At 33.7% G+C, this 15418-nt stretch carries 17 protein-coding genes, 1 tRNA gene and 1 pseudogene; 11 read left to right on the forward strand and 8 right to left on the reverse strand.

From position 1 onward, the window contains the following. Positions 1–305: 305 nt before the first annotated feature. The 3 genes from greB to F936_RS05230 all read left to right on the forward strand — a co-directional run bounded on the left by greB (position 306) and on the right by F936_RS05230 (position 2569). The gene (gene greB / locus F936_RS05220) at positions 306–800 is read left to right on the forward strand and encodes a transcription elongation factor GreB (protein WP_005045696.1); all 495 of its coding nucleotides are present in this window, start codon (positions 306–308) and stop codon (positions 798–800) included. A gap of 89 nt (positions 801–889) precedes the next feature. Then, positions 890–979 (forward strand) — tRNA-Ser (locus F936_RS05225). Between the two features lie 711 nt (positions 980–1690). Further along, positions 1691–2569, forward strand: a complete 879-nt coding sequence (locus tag F936_RS05230; RefSeq protein ID WP_005045698.1) for a MetQ/NlpA family ABC transporter substrate-binding protein — start codon at positions 1691–1693, stop codon at positions 2567–2569. 157 nt (positions 2570–2726) lie between these two features. Here F936_RS05230 and F936_RS05235 read toward each other — a convergent pair whose 3' ends face one another. The 6 genes from F936_RS05235 to F936_RS05260 form a co-directional block, all read right to left on the reverse strand. Then, entirely contained in the window at positions 2727–3470 is a 744-nt protein-coding gene (locus F936_RS05235) for a TSUP family transporter (protein ID WP_005045700.1), read from the reverse strand. 43 nt (positions 3471–3513) lie between these two features. Then, entirely contained in the window at positions 3514–4578 is a 1065-nt protein-coding gene (locus tag F936_RS05240; protein ID WP_005045703.1) for a hypothetical protein, read from the reverse strand. A 34-nt stretch (positions 4579–4612) separates the two neighbouring features. Further along, positions 4613–5464, reverse strand: coding sequence for an alpha/beta fold hydrolase (locus F936_RS05245; RefSeq protein ID WP_005045705.1), 852 nt, complete (start codon positions 5462–5464; stop codon positions 4613–4615). Between the two features lie 113 nt (positions 5465–5577). Next, on the reverse strand, positions 5578–6432 hold the full coding sequence (locus F936_RS05250; protein ID WP_005045707.1) for an MBL fold metallo-hydrolase: 855 nt from the start codon (positions 6430–6432) through the stop codon (positions 5578–5580). A 19-nt stretch (positions 6433–6451) separates the two neighbouring features. Further along, complete coding sequence (locus F936_RS05255) at positions 6452–6778, reverse strand: hypothetical protein (RefSeq protein ID WP_005045708.1); 327 nt, start codon at positions 6776–6778, stop codon at positions 6452–6454. A 3-nt stretch (positions 6779–6781) separates the two neighbouring features. Continuing rightward, the gene (locus F936_RS05260) at positions 6782–7327 is read right to left on the reverse strand and encodes a hypothetical protein (RefSeq protein ID WP_005045710.1); all 546 of its coding nucleotides are present in this window, start codon (positions 7325–7327) and stop codon (positions 6782–6784) included. A gap of 150 nt (positions 7328–7477) precedes the next feature. Between F936_RS05260 and F936_RS05265 the strand changes: the two genes are divergently transcribed. Continuing rightward, a complete protein-coding gene (locus F936_RS05265) occupies positions 7478–8362 on the forward strand; it encodes a LysR substrate-binding domain-containing protein (RefSeq protein ID WP_005045712.1) in 885 nt (294 codons plus the stop codon). Positions 8363–8405: 43 nt separating this feature from the next. Here F936_RS05265 and F936_RS05270 read toward each other — a convergent pair whose 3' ends face one another. Next, complete coding sequence (locus F936_RS05270; RefSeq protein WP_005045715.1) at positions 8406–8711, reverse strand: hypothetical protein; 306 nt, start codon at positions 8709–8711, stop codon at positions 8406–8408. A gap of 321 nt (positions 8712–9032) precedes the next feature. On the opposite strand from F936_RS05270, the gene F936_RS05275 reads away from it, so the two are divergent. The 7 genes and pseudogenes from F936_RS05275 to F936_RS05300 all read left to right on the forward strand — a co-directional run bounded on the left by F936_RS05275 (position 9033) and on the right by F936_RS05300 (position 14701). After that, positions 9033–9746, forward strand: a complete 714-nt coding sequence (locus tag F936_RS05275; protein WP_005045717.1) for a DUF4882 family protein — start codon at positions 9033–9035, stop codon at positions 9744–9746. Between the two features lie 299 nt (positions 9747–10045). After that, the gene (locus F936_RS05280) at positions 10046–10465 is read left to right on the forward strand and encodes a hypothetical protein (RefSeq protein WP_005045719.1); all 420 of its coding nucleotides are present in this window, start codon (positions 10046–10048) and stop codon (positions 10463–10465) included. Between the two features lie 138 nt (positions 10466–10603). Further along, positions 10604–11347 (forward strand): hypothetical protein, encoded by a 744-nt coding sequence (locus tag F936_RS05285; protein WP_080595435.1) that lies wholly within the window; start codon positions 10604–10606, stop codon positions 11345–11347. 48 nt (positions 11348–11395) lie between these two features. Next, complete coding sequence (locus F936_RS05290) at positions 11396–11821, forward strand: hypothetical protein (protein ID WP_005045723.1); 426 nt, start codon at positions 11396–11398, stop codon at positions 11819–11821. A gap of 214 nt (positions 11822–12035) precedes the next feature. Then, positions 12036–12259 (forward strand): annotated as a pseudogene (locus F936_RS19180) (MetQ/NlpA family ABC transporter substrate-binding protein); the annotation flags it as partial. A gap of 98 nt (positions 12260–12357) precedes the next feature. Continuing rightward, positions 12358–13452: a hypothetical protein gene (locus F936_RS05295; protein ID WP_005045725.1), complete on the forward strand. Its 1095-nt coding sequence runs from the start codon at positions 12358–12360 to the stop codon at positions 13450–13452. A 694-nt stretch (positions 13453–14146) separates the two neighbouring features. Then, on the forward strand, positions 14147–14701 hold the full coding sequence (locus tag F936_RS05300; RefSeq protein WP_003650146.1) for a TetR/AcrR family transcriptional regulator: 555 nt from the start codon (positions 14147–14149) through the stop codon (positions 14699–14701). Between the two features lie 100 nt (positions 14702–14801). Here F936_RS05300 and F936_RS05305 read toward each other — a convergent pair whose 3' ends face one another. Then, positions 14802–15407, reverse strand: coding sequence for a nitroreductase family protein (locus F936_RS05305; protein WP_005045729.1), 606 nt, complete (start codon positions 15405–15407; stop codon positions 14802–14804). Positions 15408–15418 lie beyond the last annotated feature (11 nt).

Raw genomic sequence — 15418 nt, forward strand, 5'->3', positions numbered from 1 at the left:
TGATAAATTCAATAAGGGGTGGGCAGTCATGACGTCATTCAAAATGACATGAAATGAAAAAAACAAACTGTGTAGAAAATCTACATAGTTTTCTGAAAGGTTAAAAAATGCTCAACATTTAATCTGCGCGCATCATAATATTGAAAAAAAGTATTGTCAAATTTCGTACAATTAAATATTCGATATATCATCATAAACACATGAATTTCTTAAGGAAGAAAATTTATACACTTCTGATATGAGAAAATAGGGTATAAAATGCTACATCTTGTAAGCGATATGTTGTTGAACAGTGGTTTTTAATCATGAAATCTAACTTAATCACCCGATCAGGGCATGACAAATTAGTTGCTGAATTAAAACAACTTTGGCATGAAGAACGACCGGAAATCACAAAAAAAGTGAATTGGGCTGCAAGCTTGGGTGATCGCAGTGAAAATGCAGATTATCAGTACAACAAGCAGCTGCTTAGAAAAATTGATCGACGAGTACGCTATTTAGGAAAACGTTTAGAAGAATTAAAAATCATTGATTACTCCCCTGAGCAAGCCGGTAAGGTTTATTTTGGAGCTTGGGTCGAGATTGAAAACGAAGAAGGTGAGCAAAAAACTTTACGTATTGTGGGGATTGATGAAATTTATGATCATCACCCGCAGCATATTTCGATTGAATCACCTATGGCCCGTGCACTGCTTGGCAAAGAAGTAGATGATGAGATTGAAGTGCATACACCATCTGGGAAAAAGCTTTGGTATATCAATACAATTCGCTATGAGAAGAACGGAAACCCAGAAAACTAAAGTAATTTGTATTTATTTTGAGCGTTTGAATTAAAAGTTAAATAAAAGATTTGCCAACTTGTGTTTTTGTTTATATTATAGCGCTCGTTGGAAGCGTGGCAGAGCGGTTTAATGCACCGGTCTTGAAAACCGACGAGGGTGTGAGTCCTCCGTGAGTTCGAATCTCACCGCTTCCGCCAAATTCTTAAAAAGCCCTTGTTAATGACGAGGGCTTTTTTTTATGCCTGTTTTTTTATTTTCTCGGCTTATATCAATTTTGAATAACGCTATTTAAATTTTATTGAAACACGTGCCTATATTTTTCCTTATTGTCATCCTAGTTTGATTTATAAGGCATAAAAATTGATTGTTCTTCTAAGTTAATAACTCACTCTTCATCTGCGTGGATTGGTTCGCCAGCTGTGCCTTGGGTTCATAAATAATTGAATTTAAGTTTAACCACCTAATTAAAAAAAGCCTTTGTGAAAATAGGGGCTTTTTTTATGCATAGCGTATAAATTAGCGTCATAGTTAGCTTAAATATTGCTAACAAATCCTGAAAATTTCATATAAATCAAATAAGTATATATTTTAATCAAAACTGTTTTATTTATATAATATGTTTTTTATTTTCAGTGCCTTACGGAGAACGTGTCTATATATCAAAATCGAACAAGTTATTTGTAGAATATTCACTTATTGATATATGATGATCCAATATTTAGAAACTGATTCAAAACATAATTCTATTGTTCAGCGAGCAAGATCAAGGAAGAAATTAGGCTGAATTCAGGCTTCTAAACCCTTATATATCTGGAAATTATTTCCAGCCAAATATTGCATTTCGACCCAATGGTTGGGAATGCCTCATTCTTTTGAAGAGTAGGCGTTTCCTATTTTAGGATGTATCTATGAAAAAATTATTTAGTGTCCTGTTCAGCGCATCTGTACTCACACTGACTGCATGTAATAAACAACCTGCACAAACTGAAAATACAGCACCAGCTAAAGACAAAACTGAGTCAGTACGCACAATTAAACTTGTTTCAACGAGTTCAGACACTGACGTATGGAAATATGTTGCAACGCTTCCTGAGACTAAAGAAGCGGGCATTAAACTCGAAGTGACCAACCTGACTGACTACGTTGTGTTGAATACATCTGTAGCAAGTGGCGAACAAGACGTAAATGCGTTTCAGTCATTTAACTATTTAGCGGCTTATAACGCTTCAAATACTGCTAAAGTTGCTGCTGTTGCGACAACTTACTTGGAACCAATGGGCCTTTATGCAAATAAAGTTAAAACTGTTGATGAGTTCCCACAAGGCGCTACAATCGCGATTCCAAACGATACTGCTAACGAAGCACGTGCATTAACATTATTACAGTCTGCTAAACTCATTAAACTTAAACCAGACTTTGACCCTGTAAAAGGGACAACCAATGACATCGCTGAAAATCCTAAAGGTTTAAAATTAAAACCAATTCAAATGACTACGGCAGTGCGTGTTAAAGACGACGTAGATGCAATTGTATTGGGTAATACATTGGCACTTGAAGGCGGCTTAAACGTTCTGAAAGATTCTATCTTCCGTGAACTTATTGACCAGTCTACAAAGCTTTATGTGAACTTATTGGGTGTGGCTGAAGCGAATAAAAATGACCCGATCTATACGAAATTGGGTGAACTTTACCACTTACCTAAAGTACAAAAATTTGTGAGCGAAAAATTTGCAGGTACAAAAGTTGAAGTCAACAAACCTGTTTCTGAGTTTACAGACATTAAATAAGTAATTTTTTAATTAAAATTATTTTCAAAAGCTAAGCCTCGGTAATCGGGGCTTAGCTTTTTCTATAGTATATTCTGTTTTAGAGTAATGAGCTCTGAACAGATTTAAGAGCCTCTAAAAAACACGCTTTTGAGATGCAAATAATGTAATAAATAGATTAAAAGAAATGACTAAAATATATGAAAATGGGGTTCTTATGATCCAATAATAATTTTAGAGCCATACATAAGCTTATCAATATTAACAAAGGTTTAATCACTCTTGATCCAAATCTTACCGCAAATTTTGCGCCAATCGAAGCCCCAATAAAAGCCCCACCAGCCATCACTAAAGCGATTGGAAAAATGACATATCCTTTAATGATGAAAATAGATAAAGAACCTAGGTTACAAGCCACATTTGCTAACTTGGTATAAGATAAGGCACTTACCAACTTAAAACCTAATAATAGTACAAATGCAACTATGAAAAATGAACCGACTCCAGGACCAAAAACTCCATCATAAAACCCTAGTAACGGTGCGACTAGAAGTGCAAACAGAAAATAAGGAATAAGTGGTTTTTTATCTACATCGCTTAGTTTTGGTGAAAAAATAAAATATAAGGCTACTAAAATTAAAAGTATTGGAACGATAGTCAAAAGTACATTTTTAGGCATGAGGGTAACTGAAAGTGCCCCTAATATTCCACCTAAAAAAGACATACAAGCTATAGGGATTGCTTTACGCCACTCGATGAGTCCTTTTCTTGCGAAACTAATGGTTGCTGAAAGTGTTGCAGAGGCAGCTTGCAATTTATTGGTTGCTATTGCAGATACAGGAGGAACACCTGATAAGAGCAATGCGGGTAGAGTTATTAAGCCACCTCCACCTGCAATAGCATCAATAAATCCAGCTACCATAGCCACTAAGCCTAAGATAAGTAGGAGTTCAAAATTCAATTCATTAGCCTTTAACAATAAGAGGATTTTTTTGCAGTACAATATAATCAAGATTTTTTCTATAACCAAATAAACGAACTAATGTTCTTCGGTTATCTTTAATAGTATCTCGACAATGTAAGCATAAACTATTATTAATAATTAAAATGGTATTAGGATTTAAATGAATAGAATCAACAATACTAGTTTTTCGAACAATTGATTCAAATTTATAAAAAGCATTTTTAATTTTTATAGACGCATTCTCATTTGGAGTGAATCTATATGAGTTGTATTTCATGGCTTTATAACCATATTTATCTACTTCTAGGATAGAAACATTTTCTCCTCCAGATCCTTGGCCCTCGTTAAATGTTTCACTTCTTGTGAAATTAAAACTTTCTGTTGTTAAAGCAAGTACCTCTTCAATAGTTAATTGGCTTAACACTCTTGATATTGGAATTAAACTTGTAGGTTCATTTAAGGGATTCCATCTTGCTGTTAAAATTAAAGAAGAAGGAGCAGGTGAGTGATTGTTAACAACTTTAGTAACTGTATGGTAGGGCGCTTCGGTATGTGCAGTTAACTCTATACCTGAATGTGAACTCTTATCAGGATTCTCATTTTCAATTTTTGTAGCTCCACCGCCTTTTAGGTTGGCAACAACTCTAACGATTTTACCCACATTATCAATATCAAACGCAAAAGCATCTTCTTCAAGGAGTGCCAATATTATTTGTTCAGAAGAAGCTAATGTTAATATATCTATATCTTTTTCGAGTATCTCAAGAGATGGTAGTTGAGTTGATTGAGTAATATCAATTTTACTACGATCTAATTTTTTAATATTTAACCCTTCAAGTACTAGGTAGGGTATTTCTCTATGAATATATTTTTCTATCATACTTTTTTCATATGAATTTAACTTTGCACTTAGTATTTCCTTAAAAGCCGGAATCTTTTCTTGAACAAATAAAGAATCTGGACCTCCTAATAACGCCAACTCATATGACATTTCATTAATTAAATGAGAAAGCTCGGAAGAAAGATGAAGATGATAAGTTTCTAAGTTCTTAACTATTTGATTCATGGCTAGTTTATTGTGATTAAAATTCTGCTACAGACTAGAGTTTCTTTTTTGATAAATCAATATTTTTTTTAATATTATAAGTTTTTATATTTTTTAAAAGATAATGATCTTTATTTTTCTCAATTATTAAATTAAAGTTAGCTTTTCGGATAGAAATTTTTTTAAATGTTTGGACTATCTCATAGGGAATGGGAGAATACTGAGTCATACCATTAATTTCATAAAATCCTTTCGACTTTCCATCATCCATTTTTATTCCATCCAATTCTCCATATACTATTAATACTTCTCTTTTATACTCCATTAAAAAATGCCAAATTGATGATGAATAAAAACTATAAGGTTTAGAAATTTCATTCTTAAACTCATTTCCATAAATTTTGTTTACTGCTTGATCTGAATATATAGCTGGACATAGTAAAATTAATTGATCTATTTGAAATTTTTTTGCCAAATTAATTGCAATATAACCACCCAAACTATATCCAATAACAATATCCACATTTTTTAAGAGACTGTAAAAAGCAATACTTTCATTTATATTTTGAGATAAAGATGATTTTGTTTTACTCGTACTATTTAACCCACTTAAATTAAATGAAAGAGTTCCAATATTTTTCTTTCTAAGTAGATCTTCTAAAGGACTTAAAGAGCTTAAGTCAGAGTTACCTCCATGTATAAGTAAAGCTATTTTTTCTGGAAAACCATCACAATAATTGAATTTTGCTTCTAATTCATAATTGCCAAAATCATGTACAAAGAAGAAAGATTTTTCATTTTCGACAGAGTTCCCATTTTTTAGCTTATGCATAGGTAACTTTGTTACTTTAGAAATGGTATTAGAAAGATATCTATGAGCAATTGATATCATGTCTTGGTTTTCCATGACTTATATTCCTATTAGAAATGTTAAGGAGTTTATTGTTTATAAAATAAAATTTCAAAAGCCTCTGCGAAAGCAGGGGCTTTTTTGTATTTCATAGAGCATTTATTATTATGTTAATGAGGTTCATTTAAATATGAAATCTCATATCTATCTTTTTGTTCCATAGAATGGATATATGCAAATCCTGATTTCCCGATATGCATACCTGCGATCAATTGCTTTTGCTCTGCCACTTGCTTCAGAAGTTTTTTCCGTGTGATTTTTGCCTGATCTGAATCATAATCAAAGGCAATAGAAACATTAGGGTTATCTAACTGAATATACGGGAAATGCACAATATCTCCCCAGATTAATAAGCTACTTTCACCTGCTCCAATCTGAAAGCCTGTATGTCCCGGTGTATGGCCGGCAAGTAAGATCGGACGAATACCAGCAATGGATTCATGACCATCAAAAAAGTGTAAGGATTGTGCGTATGCATTTAAGGTATGACGCATCAGATCAAAATTTCGCTTACCTCGTTCAGTCGCTTGTGCGAAGGCATAATCATTTTGCCAGTATTCAACCTCTAAAGTATGCAGATAAAGTTTAGCATTTTCATAAACAGGTTTTCCTTCATTATCCAGCAATCCACCAATATGGTCAGGATGTGCATGGGTGATGAGAATGGTATCAATATCACATGGAGCAACGCCAAGTTGAGCAAGGTTTCTTAATAGCAAACCACCTGCATGATTCAACCCTCCTGTTCCTGAGTCGACTAAAATTGTGTGTCCATTGCCCTGAATTAGATAGCAATTAATGTCAATTTGATCTGCATTAATTACGCCTGCATCAGTTTGTATTTTTTCAGCAGACTTTTCATCAATCCCAGCTAAAAGTGCCAGACTGACGTTCATTTCACCATCACTCAAAACAGTCACTAAAAAATCACCGATTTGATGTGATTTCTGTGCTTGATGATTCATTAAGCTCTCCGATTTCTTATTAATTATAGGCATACAGCTGTTCAGGTGGATAAGCAAAACATCGAATGCGGGATGTAACATCCAAAGATTTCTGAATAATTTGATCAAGTTTGTGCATAAAAGCAGTCATCATTTCAGGAGAGCGGCTTGCTAACAAGCGATACCTCAACTCAGCATAAATGGGATGTCCACAACCTGATTGAACCGAAATATAAATAATATGCACCTTTTCCACCTCAGCTCCGAGATGCTCAACGCATAAAGACTGAAAATCTTGTGTTAGCTCAACGACATCCTCAATTTGTTCTAACAGCTCTTTCGAAACATAAAAAGTAAGATTAGGCATACTTTAAATCTCATGATTCAGTTGAGTATTGGATAAGTTTTGCAGTTGCATAGTGATTGGTTCATAGAGATCTACATCAACAGTATTTGCAATCTGTTCAGCTTGGCTACGTGATAAAACATAAGCTACGCGATAATTTGGTGATTGGTCTAAACCTATTGCTTGCATTTGTATGGGTTTTGGTGGGGTTGTTATTTTATCGAGTTGCAGCACTTGAGCACTCAGTAATAAAACTTGATCTGCTGATACCGTAGGTGCAACGTCCTGAACTTCATAGAGATTACGATGCCAATCGGTAATGTTAGTTTGCCAACGTGAGAAGTTTCCGCCACCTTTTTGTTTATATTCATCACTGTTGATTACGTGTTCATCTTGAACAGTATGAATAGCCAGATAAGTAGGGCAGGCAAATGTGATTGCTTTAAATCGCTGTGAAGTGATGAATCCAGTTACTGAAATGAGGGCAGCTAATTTCTCAACACTATAAAATTCATTCCACTCATGTTCAGTTGTTGCATCGGTATAACTGCATTCGACGGTATATAACATGGGGATCACCTCGGCATGAAAATTAAAAAAATCGTCAAGTTGTTGACTTTTAATCATGCTAAAGGCTATTTACTTGAGTATAAAACGATATTATTTCATTATGTAGTGATATTTATTCACTAAAGTGTTTGGTGCTTTGAGGTTGCAACGATGCGTAGAAAGATACCGAGTAGTAGTTCTTTACAAGCTTTTGAAGCGGCAGCAAGGCATGGTAATTTCGCTCGTGCAGCCGAAGAGCTTTCATTGACCGAGGGTGCGATCAGTAGACAGATTGGCCGTCTTGAATCATTTTTAAATTGTAAATTATTTGATCGTGTTGGCAGTCGGGTAAAGCTCAATGCTATGGGGGCGAACTATGCACATCATGTTCGTGAAACACTTGAGCGATTGGATCGGGATACGCAATATATCCAAGGTTTACCTGAAGGAACCCAAAGTCTAGAAATATCTGCACTGCCTACCTTTGCCAATCGTTGGCTGATTCCTCGTTTAGGGAAATTCAAGCAGAAATATCCTGATATTACGGTGAATATTTCCGTTCGAACTGATCCTTTTATTTTGTCGGGGAGTGGTTTTGATGCCGCTATTCATTTTGAACATCCCGCATGGGCGGGTATGCGTACCCAATTTTTACTTGAAGAACGCTTAATTCCTGTATGCCATCCTGCACTTTTGTCAGACGAAGAGCTAACGGGCCAATTGCTACAATTACCCCGTATCCATCGGCGTCAAAATCCTGAAGCGTGGCAGGAGTATGCAGCGGAAAATAGCATCTTATTTAAACATCCTGCTCAAGGCGTGCGATATGATCTTCATGAAATGGCGATTTCAGCAGCATTAGCAGGTTTGGGGGTTGCCCTCGTTCCATCTATGTATGTTGAAAATGAGTTGGAAAATGGGCTTTTGGTTGCACCTTGGCCAAAATCCAAATCACTCAAGAAAAGGTTTTGTTTGGTGAAACCACCTGAAACAGGTATCAATGAAAGTATATTGATGATATTTGAAAAATGGCTCGAAACAGAAATTATTAAATGACAAGTAGACTGATATTAATTTTTTATTTGTCAGTTTAAGAATATTATTTCCTAGAAAAATAAACTCCTAACATAAGTATAAGAGTAATCAAAACTCCCACGCCTACGCTGATAGTTACTAGTTCTAAATTAAATATCTCTTTCCATAACCCATGTGCTCCCCAATCACCATCTACTCCTCGATTATTAGATTTACGGCCATAGGTAACTGCTACACCAAAACCTAAAGTGGAAAACAAGAAACAAGCTAAAGAAAGTTTTAGAGGGTTAAACCTTGAAAATAAAGGGATTAATATTGTTGCAACAATAGTCACAACAACGGCGGTGATGATATGCTTCCAGTTATCCATAACTTCTCATTAAATCTTATTAATTATAGTATGTAGGGGGGAATACTCTCCTAGATATCGGTATATTTTATCTTGTATCAGGGGCAAAATATATAACAGATGGATGGCTTGCGCTAATTTGCATAGGTGTTAAAGATCCCAAATCTATTATTTGATAATTCTAACTAGCTTATATTTAAATAAATGGATAAAACAAAAAATCTAGGGCATAGAAATAGGAGTATATTTTCCTATAGGAAAATTCCATTTTTATCTGAAAAATTTCTATACATTAAATTTTTACCATACAATCAAAAATCACAATAAAATTAAGGTGAAATAATGAAAAAAAATATATTGATTCTTAGCTTATTAATTATCAGTGTACAGAGTTGGGCCGAATGTAAAATTGGTGATCTAGAGATTGATCCAAGCGCTTCACAAACACCAGAAGGGACGCCAAATCCAAGCAACTATATAACAATAACTGGACAGAAAGTGTTAACTAAGGCTTTGGCTAATATAAACATAGGAACACTGATAAAAACTAAATCTGATACCAATATTGCTCAGTCTAATGTTGTTGCTTTTGAATATATTTTTAAGAAACCAATACATCTAAATTCAAATGAGCTAGCTTCAGGATTTATCACGGGAACAAGTAATTATGACGGTATTGTTTTTGCCGCTCCAAGTTTTGGAAGTGCGTATGGTTCACAGCAAAATTTATTTATGAGTTCTATTTCTGGAAACATAACCCCAACTCAGACACAAAATGAAGTTTTAGCAAATGAAACAGTTAGAGTTGGGATTTATTACAATCAAATCAGCAAGAAAATTGGCTATATTGTAAATGGAGTCGATAGAGGATACACATGGAGTTATACAACTCCATTAAGCAAAATGAAATTTGCTATTGCAATTGAAGAGGGATTTTATGCTTCCAACTCTAGTGCTTTAGGTAAAGAAATATCATATGAAATAGTATCTGATCATTCAAAACTACAATTTACCTATCCAACAAGCACTACAGATATTTGTGGAACACCTCTTTAAAAGTAAAACATATATCCAAAACTGCCTCACCACTCTAGTGAGGTAGTTTTTATTAATATATTGAATAATCCATGTCTATGTTGGGGATCAACTAAAATAATTTTTATATTCTCATTTACTGCTAATTTGGTTTTTACTAAAATGTGTATAGGAAATTTCCATATTACCTTTTTGGAGTTTTATACAGTAAAATTTTCAATAAGTGTTCTATTCTAAAGGGATTTTTTTAATTCAGCTATGAATGAATATTATAATTATATAAAATCAGGTAACAGAAAAACATGTATGAGTTCTAGTAAATGAAAAAAACAATTTTGAGCCTAATTTTCGCTACCTGTGCAGCTTTTTCAAATAGTATTCAAGCAGAAGAAGTTTATTTTCAACAAGAGGATATCGCTTATGCTTTTGAACTAGATTCAATCGAATTTTATTTACCGAGTAAAAGTAAATTTAAAATTACTGTTACTAGAAAATCAGGTGGTGTACCTGAAACAAAATTTTATACAGGCGAATTTGATAAAGATAATATCGCACAATACCATATGGCTTTTGACTGTTCACATAAGACGATACAGATTTTAGACTTTATGATCGGTGATAAAAATAATGGTGAACTTAAGTACAAGAATGATAAAAAGGGTGAAATAATGAAAGCTAGTAGTGATAATGATTTAGCTATGCTTAATTTAGTGTGTGAAAATGCTAAAACTATAAAATAAGAGTCTTTAAATTATAAAGTCTATTTTTTAAATACGGATATACAATTTTCTTGGCGGCCCACCTTTGAAAAATATGAAGTTAAAGATTTAACAATTATGATACCTGTACAAACATTCTCCTTTTTTGCAATTTTTCTGTTGTTTATTGCCCCATTAATTGGTGTTGTACTAACACTAGGTTTATTGGTGAAAGCACTATTCTTTTGGAGAAAGAAGGCACAAAAGCCTGTGCGGTTTTTTTCTCAAAAGACACTATTCATTCTGTTATTAGCATTGATATGTGACCTATGGGCAGGTTATTTATTTTATATGACTGCATCGGTAAAGTATGAGATCGCACTTAAGGAGCATTACAAGGAAAGTCGCAGTCATTTCGTTTTATCTCAAGATGCGCAATATGGAGAACTGTTGATTCCCAAAGGGAGCTTAATTAGTCGTTACGATGCTTTTGACAACGGTGAGCCACAATTACCCCTGAGTTTACGGGGATTACAGGCTGTACGTTTCCCTCATCCTGTACAAGTCGCAGGAATGTGGGTAACTGCGATGGAACCTCCTCGAATGGAATTGGCATGGGATCAGCAAATAGGGGCCGTCATGCGCTTTGATCCTAATGAAGAAAATGGTTATGGTAAATGGGTTTACGATACAAAGCGTCCTAAAATCGTCTGTGCTCGTGGAGATATCGTGTTACTTGAAATTCCACTCATTGATTACGATATTCAAAAAGAATTTGGTAAACCTGAACCCGATGGAGCTAATGCGCGTTTTCGCCCTAGTGAATGGGGTGTTCAAGAATGTGAAAAAGGTCAAGGGCCAATTAAAGTTAGCCCAGCATATACTGGGGCTAAGCCAAAGAAACCTTGGTTTCAACCTTACTGAAAAGCTCTTAATGTATCCTTATAAAATTCTAGTAATTTGAGTAAATTTATGTGGGACACAGTCATTCATATTTCTATTTTTGATCATTGGCTTTCAGAAGTAGAAGCTGATCAATCGAATATCATGTGCTACGACATCTCATTGAAAAATAATAGTCTGAATGAATATTTAAATGGGGAAGAAAAATTCTTAAACTTTTACTATCAACTTTTTGATGAGTATTCTTTTAAAGATAATAAAAAAATAGATTTTGATGAATATAAAACCACCATTATACAAAGTCTAAGAGAACAACGGTTGATGAATATTTATGTTCAAAATCGAAAAATAAGGTTACAAGGTGGATTTGATAGGACTGATCAGCTCTTTTTAGCTAATAGATCTTTGATCCCAGATATTATGAAAAAACTAGAAATAAGTAAATTACACGTTTTAGAGATAATGAGTTATGAAGATCATTTAAAATTAACGTAATGCAGCTTATACAAAAATCTTTCTAGCTTAAAACAGCTTATAATCAATAGGCTGTTTTAGTTTATAGTCATTTAAATAAAGGTCTAACATTAGAGATAGCATAGGTACTAAATGATTTAGAGCATGAATTGGAAAATTATTAGAAAAATACGATTCAGCGTCCTTAAGGATGTTAATTTCTGAGAATAATCATTTTATGAAATAAGCTTAAATTCTGCTGAAAGATTCTATCTTCCGTGAACCTATTGACCAGTCTACAAAGCTTTATGTGAACTTATTGGGTGTGGTGTGGCTGAAGCGAATAAAAATGCCCCGATCTATACGAAACTTGGTGAACTTTACCACTTACCTAAAGTACAAAAGTTTGTGAGCGAAAAATTTGCTGGTACAAAAGTTGAAGTTAACAAACCTGTTTCTGAGTTTACTGACATCAAATAAGTAATTTTTTATTTTATTAGTTAAAATTTTTTAATTGATTTTGATAGATATTTTATTATAATTTAATTTTTTATTAAGGTTTTTAGTTAATTTAAATTATGAGTTATAAAATTTTTAAAGGCAATCATCAATATTATCATTTAAATGCTTGTGTCGGGAATAATGGATGGACAGGAATATCAACTTACTTAGAAGGCTATCAAGCAGCAACAATAGCTATGTTGGAATCAATACTTGATAAAAAAGCTTTAGAGGGTTCAGAAATTATTTTCTGGACACAAGATACAGCTATATATCCTATTGTTTTTACAGCTAGACATTCTATAGAGCTTTTTTTAAAAGCAGAAATTAATAATATTAATACTTTAAAAAAATACTTAAGTCCTATCCAAAAAGAATTAACTGTCACTCATAATATTCAAAAATTATGGAATATTTTTAAAAGTCAATTGTCATTTGTGGGTGATAATAGATTAAATTATATAGTTTTAAAATTAGAAAATGCTATTGAAGAATATAGTAAAATTGATCCCAATGGAGAGACATTTAGATATCCTTATAGTAATGAGGATAAAAAACATTTAGAAGAAGTTTCTCTAATAAATATTTATGATTTTTATATAAACTACTTAGAATTAGCAAAAGAGATGCAAGATTTTCAAGTATTAGTTTCTTGTCTTCAGAATGAGTATAGTACTGGAACATATACGAAAAAATTGAATAGAAAAGATTTTGAAGATATTTCAAAGAGTTTGCCCCTCAGAGAGGAGTGGGCGGAAATCAACTTTAAAAAAATAAAAGAGGATATAAAAAATAAATATAATTTATCAGGCAGAGAGTTATCATCTGTTCTTGATCAGATTCAGAATCATTACGAGTTTAGCTTGAATATAATTCCTAATAATTTTTTGTTAAAAATTGATAAAAATATATTGATTCAATTTTGTAATGGATTGGTGAGTAAAGATCAATTAATTAATCTTAATAAAGAATATTTAATAACATTAAGGTCGTTAATTGAAATGTATAATTATGGATATCCAGTATTTTCTGAACGCATAAATCAATATGAAGAATATTTTAAAGAAATGGGAATAGATTGTGAAATAGACTATATTTTTAGAAAATATAATAAAGTTAAATTATTTTTAACGGAAAGATTAAATTATAATTTTCTTTTCGAAGATCAATAGATATCTGCAAGTTTTCTTAAAATTAAGCTTATATCTTTAATCTCAAATATCCCCAAAATAAAACAGCCTACCACAAGGCTGTTTTAACTCCCCTTTATAAACCCCCATTTAACAATAACTCACTCATTATTTATCCTTACTTTTTAATGATCTAATTTAAAACAAATGTCATTTTGTGTGCTTGACTGCAAAAGGGCGGAGCACTATCCTTTGCCTGCTGGCCACATTGCCAGTCGGTTTTAGCAGACCGTACTCAAGAGCATTGAAAAAACTCGTTTTTTTAATGTGAACTCGTTCGTCTCCCTTTTGTTGCGGTAGGACGGAAGGGGGACACCTTCGGGTGTGCTGGGTCTTGAGCCAGTCTGCTAACCCCCTTTCGTTTTGCCACCATAATTCTATAAATGTCTGGCAGAACTCCCAATAAAAAGGAGTTGGCTTTGCACATTCTTAATTTCTTGGCAGACTTTGCCAAAGTCTATATCGACACGACTTAAACTTTAAAAGCAGTTTGATGGCCATTGGGCTTTTCAGACTTTAAATCGCTTCGTCTAAAAACTTAATCAACAATAAAACTTGAGATGTGCCAAGCACAGTCTTTACGGCTTTGCTATGCCTTTTTTTCTCCCTAAAAAATGGCAGCGGCATTTTTATCTCTTTTATATACAACAAAAATTTAATTTATAACGGTAAAACTATGCCACATTCAGATCTTCCATTTCGTGCTTTAAGTGTGCTTCATACCTCCCGATTTCTTTTTAATAAATACGGTTTTCACAAAGTCGGGGTCGACCGCATTATTGAATCTTCGAAAACTCCGAAAGCAACTTTTTATAATTACTTTCACTCGAAAGAACGTCTTATTGAAATGAGCCTGACTTTTCAAAAAGATGGACTTAAACAAGAGGTCATTTCAATCATCTATGTTCAAAAAGAATTAACCCTGCTTGAAAAAATTCGCAAAATTTACTTTTTACATGCAGATTTAGAAGGGCTTTACCATTTGCCTTTTAAAGCTATTTTTGAAATTGCGAAAACACATCCCAAGGCGTATCAAGTGGTCGTTCAATATCGAAACTGGTTCATTAATGAAATCTATAATTTACTTTTAACAACCAATGCAAATGCTTCAAAACAAGATGCGCACATGTTTTTGTTTGTGATTGATGGGGCGATGGTTCAACTTCTAGACCCAAATAAGGCAGGGGAAAGGGAGAGATTATTAGATTATTTTCTGATCCAGTTTAAATAGGACTCACAATCAGATTTATCATGATACAAAATTGAAGGCTTCCAACGATTCATATTAAAAAATATAGAATTGTATGGAAGCCTAAAATCTGACTAAAACCTTAGAATGTATTTTGAATAATTACATCATCAAAAGGAAGTTTGCCCACACGTGGGTAAGGTTGAGTCGCCGATTTACCAACTGCAATCATTAAACACACCACATGATCTTCAGGTAAGTTAATTAACTTCGCCATCGCATCAAAGTCAAAACCATCCATTGGGCAACTGTCTAAACCATGCTCTTGAGCAAGAAGCATTAAGGTTTGAGCAAAAATACCCGCACTACGCATAACTTCATCACGTTGAGTTTGTGGGCGGTCACGGTAATATTGATCAATTGCACCAACCATAATATTTTGAACTTCCGGAGAAGCCCCATCCCACACACGTTTAGCATCGACTTCCCACGAGCTTACTTTTGCGCATAACACAATGAGTAAAGAAGCCTCGGTAACTTGTGGTTGATCCCATGCAATGGTACGAATTTTTTGTCTTAACTCAGCATCTTCAATCACAACAGGGCGCCAGTGCTGCAAGTTAAAAGCGCTTGGTGCATTTGCTAAAACTTCATGTAATAACTGTTGCTTATTTTCTTCAGAGATTTGAAATGAAGGATCGAAGCGCTTAATAGCACGACGTTTCTGAATGGCATCAATAACGTTCATAAGGCATTCCT

This window comes from Acinetobacter calcoaceticus DSM 30006 = CIP 81.8 (assembly GCF_000368965.1).
In the GTDB taxonomy this organism is placed as follows: domain Bacteria; phylum Pseudomonadota; class Gammaproteobacteria; order Pseudomonadales; family Moraxellaceae; genus Acinetobacter; species Acinetobacter calcoaceticus.